The organism is Pseudomonas kulmbachensis, assembly GCF_963681935.1.
Taxonomy (GTDB): Bacteria; Pseudomonadota; Gammaproteobacteria; order Pseudomonadales; family Pseudomonadaceae; genus Aquipseudomonas; species Aquipseudomonas kulmbachensis.
The window spans coordinates 2709359-2726461 of the sequence record NZ_OY817088.1 but is presented as its reverse complement, the minus strand read 5'-3'; the positions used below and the strand labels follow the sequence as shown (position 1 = coordinate 2726461).

Below are 17103 nucleotides of genomic sequence, written 5' to 3'. Positions count from 1 at the left end.
ATGCAACGATTGGCGGCACTCGCCCTGACTCTGACCCTAGGCTGCGCTCCTCTGGTGGCGAGTGCAGCATCCTGTAACTGGCCCGCTTGGGACAGTTACAAAAAAGCCATGATGAGCAACGATGGACGCATCATTGATGGCTCCTCGGAGCAGATGATCACCACCTCCGAGGGCCAAAGTTACGGGCTGTTTTTCGCCCTGCTCGGCAACGACAGGAAAAGTTTCGCCAGCATTCTCAACTGGAGTCGTAATAACCTGGCCAGCGGCAGCCTTGAGGACCATTTGCCGGCGTGGCAATGGGGGCGTGCCAAAAACGGCAAGTGGCAAATCCTGGACACTAACAATGCCAGTGATGCCGATCTGTGGATCGCCTATAGCTTGCTTGAAGCAGGACGCCTGTGGCAGTGGCCGCAGTACGTGGCGCTGGGGCAAAACATGCTCTGGCGCACTGCCGCGCAAAGTCTGCGCAAGATGCCCGGCCTGGGCCTGATGCTGTTGCCGGGGGATGTCGGTTTTGACAGCCCCCAAGGCTGGCGCCTGAACCCCAGCTATTTGCCGCCACAACTGCTGGCACGGTTTGCCCGCATCTCTCCGGTCTGGGCGGAATTGGCGCGTAATCAACAGCGCATGCTGATCGAAGGCTCACCCAAGGGTTTTGCGCCTGACTGGCTGTTGTGGAAGGCCGGTGGCGGCTGGGCTCCCGACCCCAAGGACGGCTCGCTCGGGGACTACGATGCAATTCGGGTCTATTTGTGGGTCGGCATGCTGGCTCAGGACGCGGCCAACCGCCAAACCCTGCAACAGCACTTTGCGCCCATGGCCAGCCTCACCCAGACCCTGGGTTATGTGCCTGAAAGCGTTAATGCCCTGACTGGCAAGTACACCGGCAAGGCCCCAGTGGGGTTTTCTGCTGCAATGCTGCCACTGCTGGCCAGTCTCGATTCCCCTGCGCTGGCAGTACAACAGGCAAATGTACAACAGCAACCGCCTGCGGCCGATGCTTATTACAACCAGTCACTGCTGATGTTTGGCCAAGGCTGGGATGAACAACGCTATCGCTTTGACAAGGATGGACAGCTTTTACCAGCGTGGGCCAACACATGCCAAAACTAACAACATGGGCGCTTCTGTTCAGCGGGTTGTCCTCTGCCGCCATTGCCCAACCGAACACCGTGCAGGAACAGCAGCAGTGGCTACTGGAGCAGGTGCGGATCGGCGAAGCGATGTACCGCGAAGACCTGGTGCGTGACTCACTGGCGCGGTTGCAACTGATCGCACCGAACAACCCGCAAGCGCTGATGGCTTCGATTCGCCAGGCCTTGCTGGACAAGAATCCTGAACTGGCCAACCAGCGTCTGGCCAAGTTGCAAAGCATTGCCCCAAACTCTGCGGCGCTACGCCAAGCGCAGAGCCTGATGAAGCTGCAAGACCCGCAAAGCCAGAAGGACTTGCAACAGGCACGGCTGTACGCCGCTGCCGGCCGACCGGATGAAGCGGCGGCGATTTTCGAAAAGCTGTTCGGCAATGACCCGCCGGATTTCGCCACGGCCCTGGAATACCTGCGCATCCGCAGCAACATCCCGGGCCAGCACCCCAAGGTCATCGAGCAGTTGCAGGTCCTGGACAAACAGTACCCCGGCAACGTCGGTCTGCGCCAAACCCTGGCCGACCTGCTGTTTCGGGAAAAACGCGCCCCCGAAGCCCTGGCCGTATTGCAACAACTGTCCACCGATCCGCTGGCCAGTAACGCGGCGGCCGAGCGCGAATACATCTACCTCAATACATTGCCCGTCAATGGCTCTACGGCCCGGGCCTGGCAATCGTTTGTCGGCCGTTACCCGACCTCGCCACTGATCGGCGAAGCCAGTAAAAACCTGCAACAACAGCAGCATTTGCTCGGCGACCCGGCCTGGATTGCCGGGGCTCAAGGCAAGCAGATGATCGATCAGTCGCGCAACCCGGTTGCAGCTGAAGGCCTGTTGCGCCGTGCCCTCAAGCAATACCCCGAAGATCCGACCCTGTATGGCGCGCTGGGCATGGCCCTGTTTCGCCAGGGCCGCTATGCAGAGTCGAGTGCCAACTTCGCCACGGCGCGGACCAAGGATCAGGACACCTCCAATATCAGCAAGTGGCAGGACCTGATGGATGCCAGCCGCTACCGCATGCTGCTCAGCCAGGGCGACAAGGCCCTGGAGCAGAATAACCTTGCAGTGGCGCGCAAAGCCTATACCCAGGCGCGCAAGGCCAAGGCCAGCGATGCCGACCCGGTGATCGGGCTGGCAAACATTGCCCTCGCCGAGCACAACGACATCCAGGCCGAAGCTTTGCTGTTGCAGGCCCGACGCCTGGAACCCGGCAATGGCGGTGCCGTCCGTGCTCTGGTGCGCTTGTACAGCGCGCAGTCACCACAAAAAGCCAAGGATTTTCTCAATAGCCTGCCGCCTTCCAGTCAAAAGGACTTCGCCGGGCTGCGCCAGAGCATGGCGCTGGACGAGCTGAACCAGCAAGCCGACGCGGCGGCGGCACGCAAGGACTGGCCGCAAGTCGTGGCGTTGCTCAGCAAGATTCGTGAGCTGACCCCCGATGAACCTTGGCTGACTTACCGCCTGGCAAACGCCCAGCGTGAAATCAACCAACCGGGTGCGGCAGATGACAGCTTCAAGCAACTGATTCGCCGTCAGGGGCAAAACCCCGAAGCACTGTATGCCTATGCGCTTTACCTGTCGGGTACCGATCGTGATGCCAGTGCCTTGAGCGTGCTGGAGCAACTGCCCAAGACGCAGTGGACCGCCTCCATGCGTGAACTGGACACCCGCTTGCAACGCAACGTACTGGTGGCCCGCGCCGATAGCCTGCGGGCTGCCGGACAAGAGCCGCAGGCCATTGCCCTGCTGATGAAGAACCCGGATAACGACGACCTGATGACGGTCGCCGGTTGGGCCCAGGAGCGTGGAGATTTTACCCAGGCGCAAAATCTCTATGCCCAGGTGTTGAGAAAGCAACCTGGCAATACTGATGCACGACTGGGGCAAATCGAAACCCTGATTGCCAGTCAGCAACTGCCCCCTGCCCGACAGCAGCTGACACAGTTCCAGCCCGCACCAGGGACTGTGCTGACTCCTTCGCAACAACGTCGTGTGGCCAATGCCTGGGTCGCCGTGGGCGAGCCCGACAAGGCCCAGGCCATTTATGCCCAGTTACTCAAGTCACCCCAGACCGACCCTCTGATGTACCGCGATGCGGCACGGCTGATAGCGGTCAAGCAACCGCAACAGGCGCTGGACTACTACGCCAAAAGCATGGCCGCGGCGGGCTTGCTTGCACCTGAGCAGGCTAACCCACGTGACAATCGCGCCATGACCATGGCCAGCCGCGAAAAGGACGATGACCAATGGCTGGCCAGTAGCCTGCGCAGTGATGTGGATGAACTGTACCAGCGGCAAAACCCTACGGTTCACCTGTACACCGATTACGGCTGGCGTTCGGACAAAGCCTCTGCCGGGACTTCCGATACCGACACGCGCACCACCATCCTGCAGCTGGACCTGCCGATTGCCGATGGCACCGGGTTTGTCCGGGCTGAGCAGCTGAGTATGGACGCGGGTCAATTCAAGGCCGATCCGGACGGCCTCGTTCGTGAGAATTACGGCACCTGTGCGGTGGCGGTCAATCGCAAGGGCACCAATGGCCCGAACTTCTCGGGTTGCGATGACCGTTCTCAATCGGCTAACGGCACCATGATGGCGGCCGGTTGGAAAAACGAGGTCTGGAACGTCGATATCGGCCGCACTCCGGATACCTTCAAAGTACCCAATTGGCTGGGAGGCGTAGCCTACAGCAGCAAGATTGCTTCAGTGGGCTGGACTCTGACCGGTTCGCGTCGCCCATTGAGCAACTCAATCCTGTCTTATGCCGGTGCAACCGATCCCAATACCGGCGTCACCTGGGGCGGCGTGACCTCGAACGGTCTGACCCTGAGCCTGAGCCACGACGAAGGTGGCGTGGACGGTGTCTGGGCGAGCCTGGGGCAGCACTGGTTACGCGGCAAGAATGTCGAAGACAACCACAAGAGCACAGCCATGGCGGGTTATTACTATCGCTTGGTCGAACGCGCCGACGAGCGTATGCGCACCGGCCTGACGCTGATGTACTGGGGTTATGACAAGGACTTGAGCGAGTACACCCTGGGCCAGGGCGGTTATTACAGCCCGCAGAAGTACTACTCGATTGGCGTACCGCTGAACTACGCATTCCGCACCCCGAACTGGTCGGTGTCACTGGAAAGCTCGGTGAGTTGGTCGTATTCCAAAAGCGATGCCAACGACCTGTACCCGCTCAGCGGGCTGAATGACAAGATCCTGCAGGTGGTGGATCAGGAAGGCTACAAGCTGGCCGACCCCCTGGGACAAACTTCGGGCGGCAGCAGCACAGGCATTGGCTATCGTTTACAAGGGCTGGTGGAGCGCAGGCTGACGGACAACCTGGTGCTGGGAGGCGGCTTGCTCTATCAACACAGTGAAAGCTACGCCCCAAGCCGGGCGATGCTTTATCTGCGCTATACCTTCGATACTTGGCAAGGCAACTTGCCGATGCCGGTGCAACCGTTGATACCTTATGCCGACTTCAGGTAACGGCGCCTGATTGTAGCCGCTGCCGAGGAACGAAGGCTGCGATAAGGGGCGAAGACCCACCCTTCCCGGCCCATCGCAGCCTTTGTTCCTCGGCAGCGGCTACATTGACGGTTAGCGCTTGACCGGCGTACGCATGGTCACGAACTCTTCGGCAGCCGTCGGGTGAACACCGATGGTTTCGTCGAAATGCTGCTTGGTCGCGCCTGCTTTCAGAGCAATCGCCAACCCCTGCACGATCTCACCGGCTTGCGGGCCAACCATGTGGCAACCCAGCACCTTATCGGTTTGCGCATCGACCACCAGCTTCATCAGCGTACGCTCCTGGCACTCAGTGAGCGTCAGTTTCATCGGCCGAAAGCTGCTCTCGAAAATCTGCACCTTGTGCCCCGCTTCAATTGCCTGTTCTTCGCTCAGGCCCACGGTGCCGATGTTGGGCAGGCTGAATACCGCTGTCGGGATCATCCGGTAATCCACCGCACGGTATTGCTCAGGCTTGAACAGTCGACGTGCAACCGCCATGCCTTCTGCGAGCGCCACCGGTGTCAATTGTACGCGGCCGATAACATCACCAATGGCCAGAATCGACGGTTCGGCACTCTGGTACAGATCGTCCACTTCGACAAAACCGCGCTTGTCGAGTTTAACCTCGGTGTTCTCCAGGCCCAGGTTGTCGAGCATCGGGCGACGGCCAGTGGCGTAAAACACGCAATCGGCAATCAGCTCGCGCCCGTCTTTAAGCGTGGCCTTGAGGCTGCCATCGGCCTGCTTGTCGATACGCTCAATATCGGCATTGAACTGCACGTCCATACCGCGACGGGTCAGTTCTTCATGCAAATGCTTGCGCACTGCGCCATCAAAACCGCGCAGGAACATGTCGCCGCGATACAGCAAGGAGGTTTCGGCCCCCAGGCCGTGGAAAATCCCGGCAAACTCAACCGCGATATAGCCACCTCCCACCACCAGCACACGCTTGGGCAGCTCCTTGAGGAAAAACGCCTCGTTGGAACTGATTGCGTGCTCATGGCCCGGGATTTCAGGGATTTGCGGCCAGCCACCGGTTGCGATCAGGATATGTTTGGCAGTGTGGCGCTGACCGTTGATTTCCACCTCATTAGGCCCGGTCAGTTTCGCGTGGCCTTCGATCAAGGTCACGCCACTGTTGACCAGCAGGTTGCGGTAAATGCCGTTCAGGCGATTGATCTCGCGATCCTTGTTGGCGATCAGGGTTGCCCAGTCAAAGTTGGCTTCGCCAAGCGTCCAGCCAAAGCCTGAGGCCTGCTCGAAGTCATCCGCAAAATGCGCACCGTAGACCAGCAGTTTCTTGGGGACGCAGCCAACGTTGACGCACGTCCCGCCCAAGTAGCGGCTTTCGGCCACAGCAACTTTTGCACCGAAACCTGCGGCAAAACGCGCAGCACGCACGCCACCAGAACCCGCACCAATTACAAACAAATCAAATTCGTAGGCCATTTCTCTCTCCTAGGCAGGCCATCAGCATAATCACTCCAGCGCGATTGACCAGCGCGGGAGGTTGCCGAAGGCAAAAAAACGAAAAAGCCACCCGAGGGTGGCTTTGTCTTGAAGCTCTCTACAACACCGCGCTTTTAGTAAGCCTTGCCGGTTTTGTAGAAGTTTTCGAAGCAGAAGTTGGTTGCTTCGATGTAGCCTTCAGCGCCACCGCAGTCAAAACGTTGGCCTTTGAATTTGTACGCGATCACGCAACCGTTCTGTGCCTGTTTCATCAGGGCGTCGGTAATCTGGATTTCGCCGCCTTTGCCCGGTTCGGTCTGTTTGATCAGGTCGAAGATGTCCGGGGTCAGAATGTAACGGCCAATGATGGCCAGGTTCGACGGTGCGTCTTCCGGTGCCGGTTTTTCAACCATGTTGCGCACGCGGTACAGATCATCGCCGATCATTTCGCCAGCGATCACGCCGTACTTGTTGGTCTCTGCCGGATCAACTTCCTGGATCGCAATGATGGTGCAGCGGTACTGGTTGTACAGCTTAACCATTTGCGTCAGAACGCCGTCGCCTTCCAGGTTGACGCACAAGTCGTCCGCCAGTACTACGGCAAAGGGTTCGTCACCGATCAGTGGGCGGCCGGTCAGAATTGCGTGACCCAGACCTTTCATTTCGGTTTGACGGGTGTAAGAGAACGAACATTCGCTCAGCAGACGACGGATACCGACCAGGTACTTTTCTTTATCAGTACCCTTGATCTGGTTTTCCAGCTCGTAGCTGATGTCGAAGTGGTCTTCCAGTGCGCGTTTGCCACGTCCTGTCACGATGGAAATTTCAGTCAAGCCAGCATCCAGTGCTTCTTCAACCCCGTACTGGATCAGTGGCTTGTTCACCACCGGCAGCATTTCTTTAGGCATGGCCTTGGTCGCTGGCAAAAAGCGAGTGCCGTAGCCGGCTGCTGGGAACAAGCATTTCTTGATCATATGAGTCCTTAAAAGGGCTGTGTGTTCCAAATTTGGCGCAGTCTAATCAGGCGGCATCGACGTTACAATGCCTCTCGATAGCAAACTGATGCCAACGTAGATAAATATTTAGGGCATTAGTTCCATTGCTATTGTTGCGGGTTGTTCCCCAGCGGGTGTTCCAACCAATCAAACCGCACGCCTGCCCGCTTGTAAATACCTGCTCACATACTGGCAACACCCGTAATGCCCTTGCGCTATCATCACGCAATTCATGCAGCTAACAAGGCAGTTCTTAGATGTCCGCACCCATCAGCGTCAACGGTTACGAAATCAAACCCAACGAAACGGGCGAATGGTGCGTGTTTGACGCATCCGGCGAAAACATTGCAGGTCCATTCAACACGCAGGAAGCGGCCATTGAGGTGGCTTCGGTGCTTCAGGACCAGCCTGCGCCACCAGCCCGTCGGCGCAACAAGAAAAACTAACCCTACTTTCGTGATGACAACACTTCGATGAAAAAAATTCTGACCTTGCTCGCTCTGGTTTCACTAGGCGGTTGTGCAACAGCGTCCAATACCTACCTTGCCGACGGCAAACAAGGACTGAGCATAGACTGCTCGGGCGAGGCCATGTCGTGGGCCAAGTGCTACGAAAAGGCGGACGCCTCTTGCGCCGGTACGGGATATAACATCGTCGGCAGAAATGGTTCGCCTGCGATCAGGGAAGACGACAAGACCTTGGGCGTCGATGTGGGTAATTTCAACAGCCGAAATATTGTGGTTACGTGCAAATAGGGTTTGTTGACGGATGCCGCTAAAGCGCAAGGCTTCAGCGGCATTTGCGGTTATTGGATGCCTTGTCCGATCAGCACGCCATTCACGGTCTGGCCGTAGACGTTTACCCCGTCATTGGCGTGGTACTTGAGCCGGGTTTTTTCCACTGATCCATCGACCAAACGTGGGTCCTGTGGCCGTTCATGGGTGTTTACATACGCCGCTACATCCCACGCCTGCTCGTCACTCAAGCTGTTGGGCTTGCCCAGCGGCATGTTGTGTTTGATAAACGAGGCCGCTGTATTGATCCTGTGCATGCCGGCTCCCCAGTTGTAGGACTCCTTGCCCCATAGCGGCGGCATTACGTAATCATCGCCAGCCTTTTGCCCTTGTCCGTTGTCGCCATGACAAATCGCGCACTGATCCTTGTACACAGCCGCACCACGCACCAGGTTGTAGCCACCTTTAGGCTCTGACACATCGGGGTAGCCGCGGCCAGGCAGCTCAACACCTACAGGAGCCTTGGTCGACAGCCAGTAGGCATATGTCGAGAGAGCTGTAATTTCCCTGCTATCGGCCGCCGGAGGCTTGCCACCGTTCATGCTGAATTGAAAGCAGCCTTGCAGGCGTTCGGCAAAAGTATTGACCTTGTCGTTCTTCTTTCGATACGCCGGGTACATGGGGTAAGCGCCCCAGAGCGGCGCCGAGTTGGCCAGCCGGCCCTGATCCAGATGGCAATTGGTGCAGTTAAGCCCGTTGCCAACGAACTGTGGCGCCTGACGCTTGGTATCGACAAACAGGGCATAACCGTCCATGACCATTTTGCCGTAGGCGTTGTCCGGCAGTTCGCTCTGTTGCGGCGGCTGAAAGTAGGTGATGTGTTCGGCAGGCACAGGAACTTTGATCTGCGACTGATCCTCCATCGCAATGGTCGCCGCACCCACTCCCGGGCTCAGGAGAATCGAAAATGTGCAGACGGGCATCAGGATTTTCATGGTGTGACCTCCTTGTGACCCACAGTGGCGAAATAGTCGGCAACCGCCTTGATTTCATCCTCGGTCATGGCCTTGGCGATATGGCCCATCAGGTCATTGGGATCGTTTTTACGCGTGCCATCGCGCCAGGCATTCAACTGCGCGGTCAGGTACAACGCAGGCTGATTGGCCAGTGGCGGGAAAGCGCTCCCCACGCCAACCCCGCCAGGCCCATGACAGCTGACGCACTCGGGGATCTGGCGATCCCAGGCGCCACGCAAGGCCAGTGTCTCACCCAGGCTGGCGGGCATGCGACTGCGGTTGATGGCGGGTACTGCAGGAGCCGGCATAGCGGCGATAGTGCCTGTCACGGAAGTGATTTCCTGGTCCGTCAATGCCTTGGCCAAGGGTTGCATCACGGGGCTGACCCGCTTGCCACTTTGAAAATCATGTAACTGCTTGCTCAGGTAATCGGCAGAAATACCGGCTAATCGCGGAAAACCGGCTGGCGCCAGTCCCATGCCATCTGCACCGTGGCAAGCCACGCAGGCGATTGCGCCCGGCTGGGCTCCGCCCTGCAAGTAGATGTTGGGTTGCGCCTGAACGTTGCTGAAAACAAGCAACATTACGCTGCTCAATAGCGTTCGGTTAAGTGGAATCATGACCAGCTCCATTATTGTTATATGCTTAGGCCTATAAAATATAAGCATATGGAGCGTAGGAGAATTCCTACAAGGTCACAACACTGCTTTTAGCCTGTTTACAATGAAGTCGCGAAAAAAACCTGACGCGGCGCAAGGCAGTCGTCAGGTTCGGGGCAGTTACGGATGAGCTGAAGCGGCGCTTCAATCAACCGGAAATGCAGTGTGTTGCCGCTTTGCGAATGTCTCCCGGACGCACCGGCACATTGGACATGCTTTCGTAGACCTTGATACTGCTCCCGCCGGAGCGCTCTTCAATATCGATGACTGCCGTTGGATTGGAAGTCAGCTTTTGCGGAACAATGATCCGGAACCCTTCTTTATGCGGTTCGATCTGGGGTGCCTTGCGCGTGATGGACAGCTGCTGCACCAGGCATTGTGCGTAGGCGTCCGGCTTCTTGCCCGAAATCACATTCAGCGTGGGCAGCGTCTGTTCTATGTCTGTGACAGATGCACAGCCACCCAAAACCAGCATCGCCGCTAATACGCCCCACTTCATATACATTCTCCGTTAAAGACCCTACGACCGCAGAAACTCAGAATTTCTCCCGGGTCATAGTGAATAAATACTCAATAGTGGCGGATTATCCACGTTTTACGTCAAACTCACCCGCATCACGGCATAATACTCGGCTTTAGCCCCCTGACGGGGCTCGAGCACATGCTATCGTGCTGATTTTTCAGCAGATTCCACCTTTTTGGAGCACCCATGAAATTTATTCACCAGCGCGAGCACCTTAACGAAGACGATATTGTCGTCATCGAGTGCTCCCAACCCTGCAATATTCGCCTGATGAGCGATGCACACTTTCGCAGCTTCAAAAATGGTGGCCGTCACTCCTACCATGGCGGTGCTTTCAAGGATTTCCCGGCTCGCATCACTGCGCCGAGCACCGGTTTCTGGAATATCACCATTGATACCGTCACCACCCGCGCCATCAGCGTAACCCGCAAGCCGAGCTTCCAGCCGACCATTAAAATCGTACGTCGCTCCAGCTCCAAACTCCGCTAAGCCCAAGGCAGGAATTACAGTGCAAACTACCAAGTACGTGATCAAGTACAAGCTCAATGGCGAACGCCGTTTTGAGTTTGCTCAGCTTCAGTCAGGCTCGGAAGAAGAAGCCCGCGCAGCACTTGAGAAGCTCCACAACGATGCAGACGATGTAATCACCGACATCAAGGCGAGCAAGGCGCTCTAAGCCCCATGTCTCTGGATCTGTTTGCCGAGCAGGATTTGCAGCAGCCCGCCCGGGTCGAGCGCATCGGCGATCAGGCGTATGTGCTTCGCGGCTTCGCCTTGCCCGCACTCACCCAACTGCTGGCGGCCCTTGATGGCGTGTTGCGCCAATCGCCCTTGCGGCAGATGCAGACGCCTGGCGGCTTTACCATGTCCGCCCGCTTGAGCAGTTGCGGCGATCTGGGCTGGGCTAGCGACCGCGACGGTTATCGTTACAGCCCTGTCGATCCGTTAAGCGCCCAGCCCTGGCCAGCCCTGCCTGCAGCCTTTCTCACACTGGCGCGAACGGCAGCCGAAGCGGCAGGGTTCAATGGTTTTGTACCTGATGCTTGCCTGATCAATTCCTACGCTCCAGGCGCCAAAATGTCGTTGCACCAAGACAAGAATGAGCGCTCCCTTACGGCGCCCATCGTGTCAATTTCTCTGGGCCTGCCCGCGACCTTTCAGTTTGGCGGGTTCCAACGAAGCGCACCGACACAGCGTATTTCGCTGTTCCACGGTGACATTGTGGTCTGGGGTGGCGTTGACCGCTTGCGCTATCACGGCGTGCTGCCGATCAAGCCAGGGCACCATTCGTTGCTGGGCGAGCAGCGAATCAATATCACCCTGCGCCAGGCAGGGTGAACCGGATTTAACCCTTTACCCCCTCCCCGAGCCTTTGCGGGTTTACAAAGCGCTATAAATATTTATATATAGCGACTATCTTCCCAGCGCCCAACACAACTAAATACAGATGGGCCGCCCTCGCCTCTAAATGGAGTTTTGTCATGACCGCTCGTGCTCGCCCCTTTGTCCCATCCGTGCTCGCCATATTGATCGGGTGCAGTGCTTTCACTTCGGCCCAGGCAGATGAGGTGCAGGTCGCAGTAGCTGCCAACTTCACGGCGCCGATTCAGGCCATCGCCAGCGATTTTGAAAAAGACACCGGGCACAAGCTGATTGCGGCGTATGGCGCCACAGGCCAGTTCTATACCCAGATCAAGAACGGCGCGCCGTTTGAGGTTTTTTTGGCTGCGGATGACAGCACCCCCGAAAAGCTTGAAAAAGAAGGCGATATTGTTCCGGGCTCGCGCTTCACCTACGCCATTGGCACCCTGGCGCTGTGGTCGGCCAAAGACGGCTACATCGATGGTACTGACAAGACGCTGATCGGCAATCAATACAAGCACCTGTCCATTGCCAACCCCAAAGCAGCGCCCTACGGCCTGGCGGCCACCCAAGTGCTGGCAAAGCTGGACCTGACAGACAAGGTCAAAAACAAGATCGTTGAAGGCCAGAACATCACCCAAGCCTATCAATTTGTTTCCACCGGCAACGCTGAACTGGGTTTTGTAGCCTTGTCACAGATCTACAAAGACGGCAAAGTCAGCAGCGGCTCCGCGTGGATTGTCCCGGAGGCGATGCATGACCCGATCCGGCAAGACGCGGTAATCCTTAAAAAAGGCGAGAACAACCCTGCCGCCAAGGCCTTGGCCGAGTACCTGAAAGGTCCAAAGGCCACTGCCATCATCAAATCCTATGGTTATCACCTGTAAATGCCGCTCACGAGTGCTGACTTTGCTGCGATTTGGCTGACCCTGCAACTGGCGTCATTGACTACCGTCATTTTGCTGATTGTCGGCACTCCCATTGCATTGTGGCTGGCGCATACCCGGTCGCGGTTGCGCGGCCCCATCGGCGCAATCGTGGCCCTGCCCCTGGTCTTGCCACCTACGGTTATCGGCTTCTATTTGCTGCTGACAATGGGGCCGCATGGCTATGTTGGCCAGTTCACCCAATTCCTCGGGCTTGGCACGCTGACCTTCAGTTTTGCCGGGCTGGTGATCGGTTCGGTGATCTACTCCATGCCCTTTGTCGTGCAGCCCTTGCAGAACGCATTCACGGCCATTGGCCCCAGACCGCTTGAGGTTGCTGCCACCCTGCGGGCAAACCCGTGGGACACCTTTTTTAGCGTGATCCTGCCGCTGGCCCGGCCCGGGTTTATCACGGCCGCGATTTTGGGCTTTGCCCACACAGTCGGTGAGTTTGGGGTGGTGCTGATGATCGGCGGCAATATCCCGGAAAAAACCCGCGTGGTCTCGGTGCAGATTTACGATCACGTCGAGGCACTGGAATATGCTCAAGCGCACTGGCTGGCCGGGGCGATGGTAGTGTTTTCGTTTCTGGTGCTGCTGGCACTGTATTCGAGCCGCAAATCTCAAACCAGCTGGAGCTGAACATGACGTCGCAGATCAACCTTCGACTGCAGCACAGCTATCCAGGTTTTTCCCTGGATCTGGACTTGCAACTGCCCGGCAAGGGGGTGACCGCGCTCTTCGGTGATTCCGGCTCTGGCAAGACCACCTGTCTACGCTGCATTGCCGGTCTTGAACGCGCTACCCAGGCCTATGTGCAGATCAACGATGAAGTCTGGCAAGACAGCCAGCGAGATCACTTTGTCCCGGTGCACAAACGCGCACTGGGCTACATCTTTCAAGAGGCGAGCCTGTTTCCTCACCTCTCGGTACGGGCCAACCTGGAGTTCGGGCTCAAGCGTATTGCGCGCCATGAGCGCCGGGTTGATCTGGCCCACGCCACCGAGCTGCTGGGCATCACCCACCTGCTGGAGCGCGCACCGAATAACTTGTCGGGCGGCGAACGTCAGCGGGTCGGTATCGCCCGTGCATTGCTGACCAGTCCCAAACTGTTGCTGATGGACGAACCCCTGGCCGCGCTGGACAACCAGCGCAAACGCGAAATTCTGCCGTATCTCGAACGTCTGCACGCGGAGCTGGATATTCCGGTGCTCTACGTCAGCCACTCCCAGGATGAAGTTGCGCGCCTCGCCGACCATATTGTGTTGCTCAGGGAAGGCAAGGCACTTGCCAGCGGCCCTATCGGCGAAACCCTGGCCAGGCTCGACCTGCCTTTGGCACGGGGCGATGATGCTGGGGTGGTGATTGGCGGGCAGGTCTGCCATTACAACCTGCACTATCAGCTTCTGACGTTGCAACTGCCTGGTAGCACCCAGCAGTTGCGGGTCGCGCATGCATCGCTGGCTGTTGGCCAGACCCTGCGAGTCAAGGTCCAGGCCCGGGACATCAGCCTGAGCCTGGTGCCTGGCGAACACAGCAGCATTCTTAATTGCCTGCGGGTGACGGTGGTCAGCGAAACTGCCGCCGATAACCGGGCCCATGTGCTGGTGCGCCTGGATGCTGACGGCACCACCCTGTTGGCTCGAATCACCCGCTTCTCACGTGACCAGTTGCATCTGTACCCCGGGCAAGCACTTTGGGCCCAGATCAAGGCGGTGGCAGTGCTCGCCTGAAGCATTGGCCGCAAAGAACGACTGCAACACGGCATGCCTGCCTGGTCTGTGTAATTATTGCCGCCACAAGAAAGCACGCTTACGTGTGAGGTAATAATCAGGATGGATATTTTTCAGGCAATGCGGGTGTTTGTCCGCGTGGTCGAGACCGGCAGCTTTACCGCCGCGGCACAGGCGCTGGGTTATTCCACCGCACAGACGTCGCGGTTGTTGTCTGAGCTGGAATCCTCATTGCAAGCCCGCTTGCTGCAACGCAGTACTCGACGTTTGGCGCTGACCGAAGTGGGAGCGCGCTATCTGGAGCGCTGCCGAATGATTCTTGGGGAAATCGAGGACGCTAATGCCGAAGCTGCCGGTGCGCACCTGATCCCGCGTGGTCATTTACGCGTGCAGTCCACCACCGGGCTGGGCATCCAGTTGCTGGCACCACTGGTGGCCCGTTACACGGAGCTTTACCCGCAGGTCAACGTCGACTTGACCCTCTCGCAACGCCAGCCAGACCTGCTTGAAGAAGGCCATGACGTGGTGATTACCCTGTCTGCCAACTTGCCGGACTCGGAATTGGTCGGCCAGCAACTGGGCAGCATCTTCAGCGTCATCAGTGCCGCGCCGTCGTACCTCAAGGGCCAGGGCATCCCGAAAACCCCCAACGAACTGCACGAGCACCGCTGCCTGCATCTTGTGGACCCGTTGTTTACCGACAGCTGGACCTTTCGCGATGATCAGGGCGAGCAAGTGATCCGCCCCGGCAACGTATTTCAGGTCAACGTGGCCGAAGCCATGGCGCAAGCGGCCGAGGCCGGGCTCGGGGTGTGCCTGCTACCCGACTACGTGGCGGTAGGTTCTTATCAGCGTGGTTCTTTGGTGCGCTTGCTGCCGCAGTATCGGCTGCATGAGAAAAGTATCTACGCGCTCTACCCTTCCCGGCGTTTTCTGGATGCCAAGGTCAAAACCTGGGTCGAGTTTTTGAAGCAGGAAATACCCAAAGTACTGGAAGGACACCAGGCCATCGTCGATGACCCGGCACACTGGGCCTAAGTGACTTGGGTGGCCGCGCGCAGTTGCTCGCGCAAGGCAATGGCGGTGCGGTCAAATTGCAGGGGGGTGACCGAGATGCCGCCCTGGGTGACGACTTGGGTTTCGGTGTCGGCCGCTTCCGGGTGCTGGTGCCGAGTAATGCTCAGCCAGTAGTACTTGGCCTCGCGAAAATCGGTGCGTTCGATGGCGTCCACTCCCTCCATGCGCCCGGCGCCCTGACGGGTGATTTGTATTGGCCCGGCCTCTTCTGCCGGTACGTCCGGAAAGTTGATGTTCAGGCAGGCCGATTGCTCCCAGCCTTTACCCAGCAATTGACGAATCACCCCTGGGGCCAATGTGCGGGCAGTGTCCCAACGTACCGAGCTGCGACGGGTGAAATACTGGCTCAAGGCAATGGACGGAACGCCCATCAACAAGCCGGTCATGGCCGCGCCTACAGTGCCGGAATACAGCGTTTCAACCCCCAGATTGGCGCCTTTGTTGATACCTGACAGCAACAACTGCGGCGGCTGGTCCATCAACTGCTGCAACGCCATCGCGACACAGTCGGCAGGCGTCCCGGAAACCGAAAACCGCCGTTCACCGCGCTTGGTGACGCGCAACGGGTGGTGAATGCTGATGGCCGTGGAGATGCCGCTTTGGTCATGGTCCGGTGCCACTACCCAGACCTCATCCGCCAGCTCGTGTGCCACTGCCTCTAGCGCTTCAAGGCCGGGGGCATCAATGCCGTCGTCGTTAGTGATCAAAATCCGTTCGAGCCGAGCGCTGTGCATGGATGCATTCCTTGTGTTTGAAGGCAATCGTCAAATGCAGACGGCCAGTCAGAAGCAAGTGTCTAACTGGCCGTTTTAAGCTAACCGCTTAGATGCCCTGCAATGCCAGGTCCATCGCAAAGTAGGTCAGGATCATGTCCGCACCGGCACGCTTGATCGAGCCCAGGCTCTCACGCACAACCCGTGCTTCGTCAATGGCACCGGCCATGGCGGCGAATTTGATCATCGCGTACTCACCGCTGACCTGATACGCGGCCAGAGGCAGATGCGAGGCCTGACGGATGTCGCGAATGATGTCCAGGTAAGCACCGGCTGGCTTGACCATCAACACGTCCGCGCCTTCCTGTTCGTCAAGCAACGACTCGCGAATGGCTTCACGACGGTTCATCGGGTTCATCTGGTACGACTTGCGATCGCCTGTCAGCGCGCTGCCACCGGCTTCACGGAACGGGCCGTAGAGTGCTGACGCAAACTTGGTCGAGTACGCCATGATCGAGGTGTCGATAAAACCTGCACCGTCCAGTGCGCTGCGGATTGCCTGCACCTGACCGTCCATGGCGGCGGATGGTGAGATAAAGTCTGCACCTGCAGCGGCGGCAGCTACCGCTTGCTTGCCCAGGTTGATCAGAGTCGCGTCGTTGTCGACACCGTGGTCGTGCATCACGCCGCAATGACCGTGGGAGGTGTACTCGCAAAAGCAGGTGTCGCTCATCACGACCATGTCCGGTGCGGCATCCTTGCTGATACGTACCATGCGCGAAACCAGGCCGTCTTCACGCATGGCATCGCTGCCGGTGGCATCCAGATGGTGAGAAACACCAAACAGCATCACCGACTTGATACCCGCACGGGCATAACGCTCGATTTCACCGGCCAGCTTCGACTCAGGAATCCGCATCACGCCCGGCATGCTGGTGATCGGCACGAAGTCGTCGATTTCTTCTTCGACGAAAATCGGCAGCACCAGGTCTTTGAGGCTGAATTCGGTTTCCTGGAACATGTCGCGAAGGGTCTGGGAGCGGCGCAAGCGGCGCGGACGAACAGCGGGGAACTGGTTAGGCATCATGGTTCCTGATGGGCAGATTCAAAAAACAAACGAGCCTTGGCCAAGGCTCAATGGCGAAACAAATACAGGATTGAACCTGCAATTGCAAAACATCCGCCCGGTCTGCGGCCGGTTGTCGCGGGGGATTTCTTGTGGGAATGCTGGAGTTGAGTACCGGTTGAACATTTCGTAAAAAAG

At 58.0% G+C, this 17103-nt stretch carries 18 protein-coding genes; 11 read left to right on the top strand and 7 right to left on the bottom strand.

Annotation, left to right across the window (positions count from 1 at the left end; all coding sequences use genetic code 11):
• Together bcsZ and bcsC are read left to right on the top strand one after the other, a co-directional pair.
• On the top strand, window positions 1-1113 hold the full coding sequence (bcsZ, locus tag U5A05_RS12335) for a cellulose synthase complex periplasmic endoglucanase BcsZ (protein ID WP_321833069.1): 1113 nt from the start codon (window positions 1-3) through the stop codon (window positions 1111-1113).
• On the top strand, window positions 1101-4631 hold the full coding sequence (gene bcsC, locus U5A05_RS12330; protein ID WP_321833068.1) for a cellulose synthase complex outer membrane protein BcsC: 3531 nt from the start codon (window positions 1101-1103) through the stop codon (window positions 4629-4631). Before bcsZ ends, bcsC begins: the two co-directional genes overlap by 13 nt.
• Before the next feature lie 111 nt (window positions 4632-4742).
• Here bcsC and gorA read toward each other — a convergent pair whose 3' ends face one another.
• Window positions 4743-6101, bottom strand: coding sequence for a glutathione-disulfide reductase (gorA, locus tag U5A05_RS12325; protein ID WP_261742334.1), 1359 nt, complete (start codon window positions 6099-6101; stop codon window positions 4743-4745).
• 134 nt (window positions 6102-6235) lie between these two features.
• A complete protein-coding gene (gene galU, locus U5A05_RS12320) occupies window positions 6236-7075 on the bottom strand; it encodes a UTP--glucose-1-phosphate uridylyltransferase GalU (protein ID WP_095036572.1) in 840 nt (279 codons plus the stop codon).
• A gap of 278 nt (window positions 7076-7353) precedes the next feature.
• Here galU and U5A05_RS12315 point away from each other — a divergent pair, with 278 nt between their 5' ends.
• Window positions 7354-7542, top strand: coding sequence for a DUF2188 domain-containing protein (locus U5A05_RS12315; protein ID WP_261742333.1), 189 nt, complete (start codon window positions 7354-7356; stop codon window positions 7540-7542).
• Window positions 7543-7569: 27 nt separating this feature from the next.
• Window positions 7570-7851: a hypothetical protein gene (locus tag U5A05_RS12310; RefSeq protein WP_261742332.1), complete on the top strand. Its 282-nt coding sequence runs from the start codon at window positions 7570-7572 to the stop codon at window positions 7849-7851.
• A 50-nt stretch (window positions 7852-7901) separates the two neighbouring features.
• Here U5A05_RS12310 and U5A05_RS12305 read toward each other — a convergent pair whose 3' ends face one another.
• The 3 genes from U5A05_RS12305 to U5A05_RS12295 form a co-directional block, all read right to left on the bottom strand.
• Entirely contained in the window at window positions 7902-8825 is a 924-nt protein-coding gene (locus U5A05_RS12305) for a c-type cytochrome (RefSeq protein WP_321833064.1), read from the bottom strand.
• Window positions 8822-9466, bottom strand: a complete 645-nt coding sequence (locus U5A05_RS12300) for a c-type cytochrome (protein WP_321833063.1) — start codon at window positions 9464-9466, stop codon at window positions 8822-8824. The genes U5A05_RS12305 and U5A05_RS12300 overlap by 4 nt, the downstream gene beginning before the upstream one ends.
• A 187-nt stretch (window positions 9467-9653) precedes the next feature.
• Entirely contained in the window at window positions 9654-10004 is a 351-nt protein-coding gene (locus U5A05_RS12295; RefSeq protein ID WP_261742329.1) for a hypothetical protein, read from the bottom strand.
• Window positions 10005-10214: 210 nt separating this feature from the next.
• On the opposite strand from U5A05_RS12295, the gene U5A05_RS12290 reads away from it, so the two are divergent.
• The 7 genes from U5A05_RS12290 to U5A05_RS12260 all read left to right on the top strand — a co-directional run bounded on the left by U5A05_RS12290 (window position 10215) and on the right by U5A05_RS12260 (window position 15087).
• Window positions 10215-10517, top strand: a complete 303-nt coding sequence (locus tag U5A05_RS12290; protein ID WP_048361752.1) for a DUF1883 domain-containing protein — start codon at window positions 10215-10217, stop codon at window positions 10515-10517.
• A 19-nt stretch (window positions 10518-10536) separates the two neighbouring features.
• Window positions 10537-10704, top strand: a complete 168-nt coding sequence (locus tag U5A05_RS12285) for a hypothetical protein (RefSeq protein WP_321833061.1) — start codon at window positions 10537-10539, stop codon at window positions 10702-10704.
• 5 nt (window positions 10705-10709) lie between these two features.
• A complete protein-coding gene (gene alkB, locus U5A05_RS12280) occupies window positions 10710-11366 on the top strand; it encodes a DNA oxidative demethylase AlkB (protein WP_321833060.1) in 657 nt (218 codons plus the stop codon).
• Window positions 11367-11509: 143 nt separating this feature from the next.
• Window positions 11510-12277, top strand: coding sequence for a molybdate ABC transporter substrate-binding protein (modA, locus tag U5A05_RS12275; RefSeq protein ID WP_321833058.1), 768 nt, complete (start codon window positions 11510-11512; stop codon window positions 12275-12277).
• On the top strand, window positions 12278-12958 hold the full coding sequence (gene modB, locus U5A05_RS12270) for a molybdate ABC transporter permease subunit (RefSeq protein WP_321833057.1): 681 nt from the start codon (window positions 12278-12280) through the stop codon (window positions 12956-12958).
• A gap of 2 nt (window positions 12959-12960) precedes the next feature.
• On the top strand, window positions 12961-14049 hold the full coding sequence (modC, locus tag U5A05_RS12265; protein ID WP_261742324.1) for a molybdenum ABC transporter ATP-binding protein: 1089 nt from the start codon (window positions 12961-12963) through the stop codon (window positions 14047-14049).
• Between the two features lie 102 nt (window positions 14050-14151).
• Window positions 14152-15087: a LysR family transcriptional regulator gene (locus U5A05_RS12260; RefSeq protein WP_261742323.1), complete on the top strand. Its 936-nt coding sequence runs from the start codon at window positions 14152-14154 to the stop codon at window positions 15085-15087.
• Here the strand turns inward: U5A05_RS12260 and surE are convergent.
• A complete protein-coding gene (surE, locus tag U5A05_RS12255; RefSeq protein ID WP_321833054.1) occupies window positions 15084-15860 on the bottom strand; it encodes a 5'/3'-nucleotidase SurE in 777 nt (258 codons plus the stop codon). The genes U5A05_RS12260 and surE overlap by 4 nt on opposite strands.
• 88 nt (window positions 15861-15948) lie before the next feature.
• Window positions 15949-16923, bottom strand: a complete 975-nt coding sequence (gene hemB / locus U5A05_RS12250) for a porphobilinogen synthase (RefSeq protein WP_261742321.1) — start codon at window positions 16921-16923, stop codon at window positions 15949-15951.
• Window positions 16924-17103 lie beyond the last annotated feature (180 nt).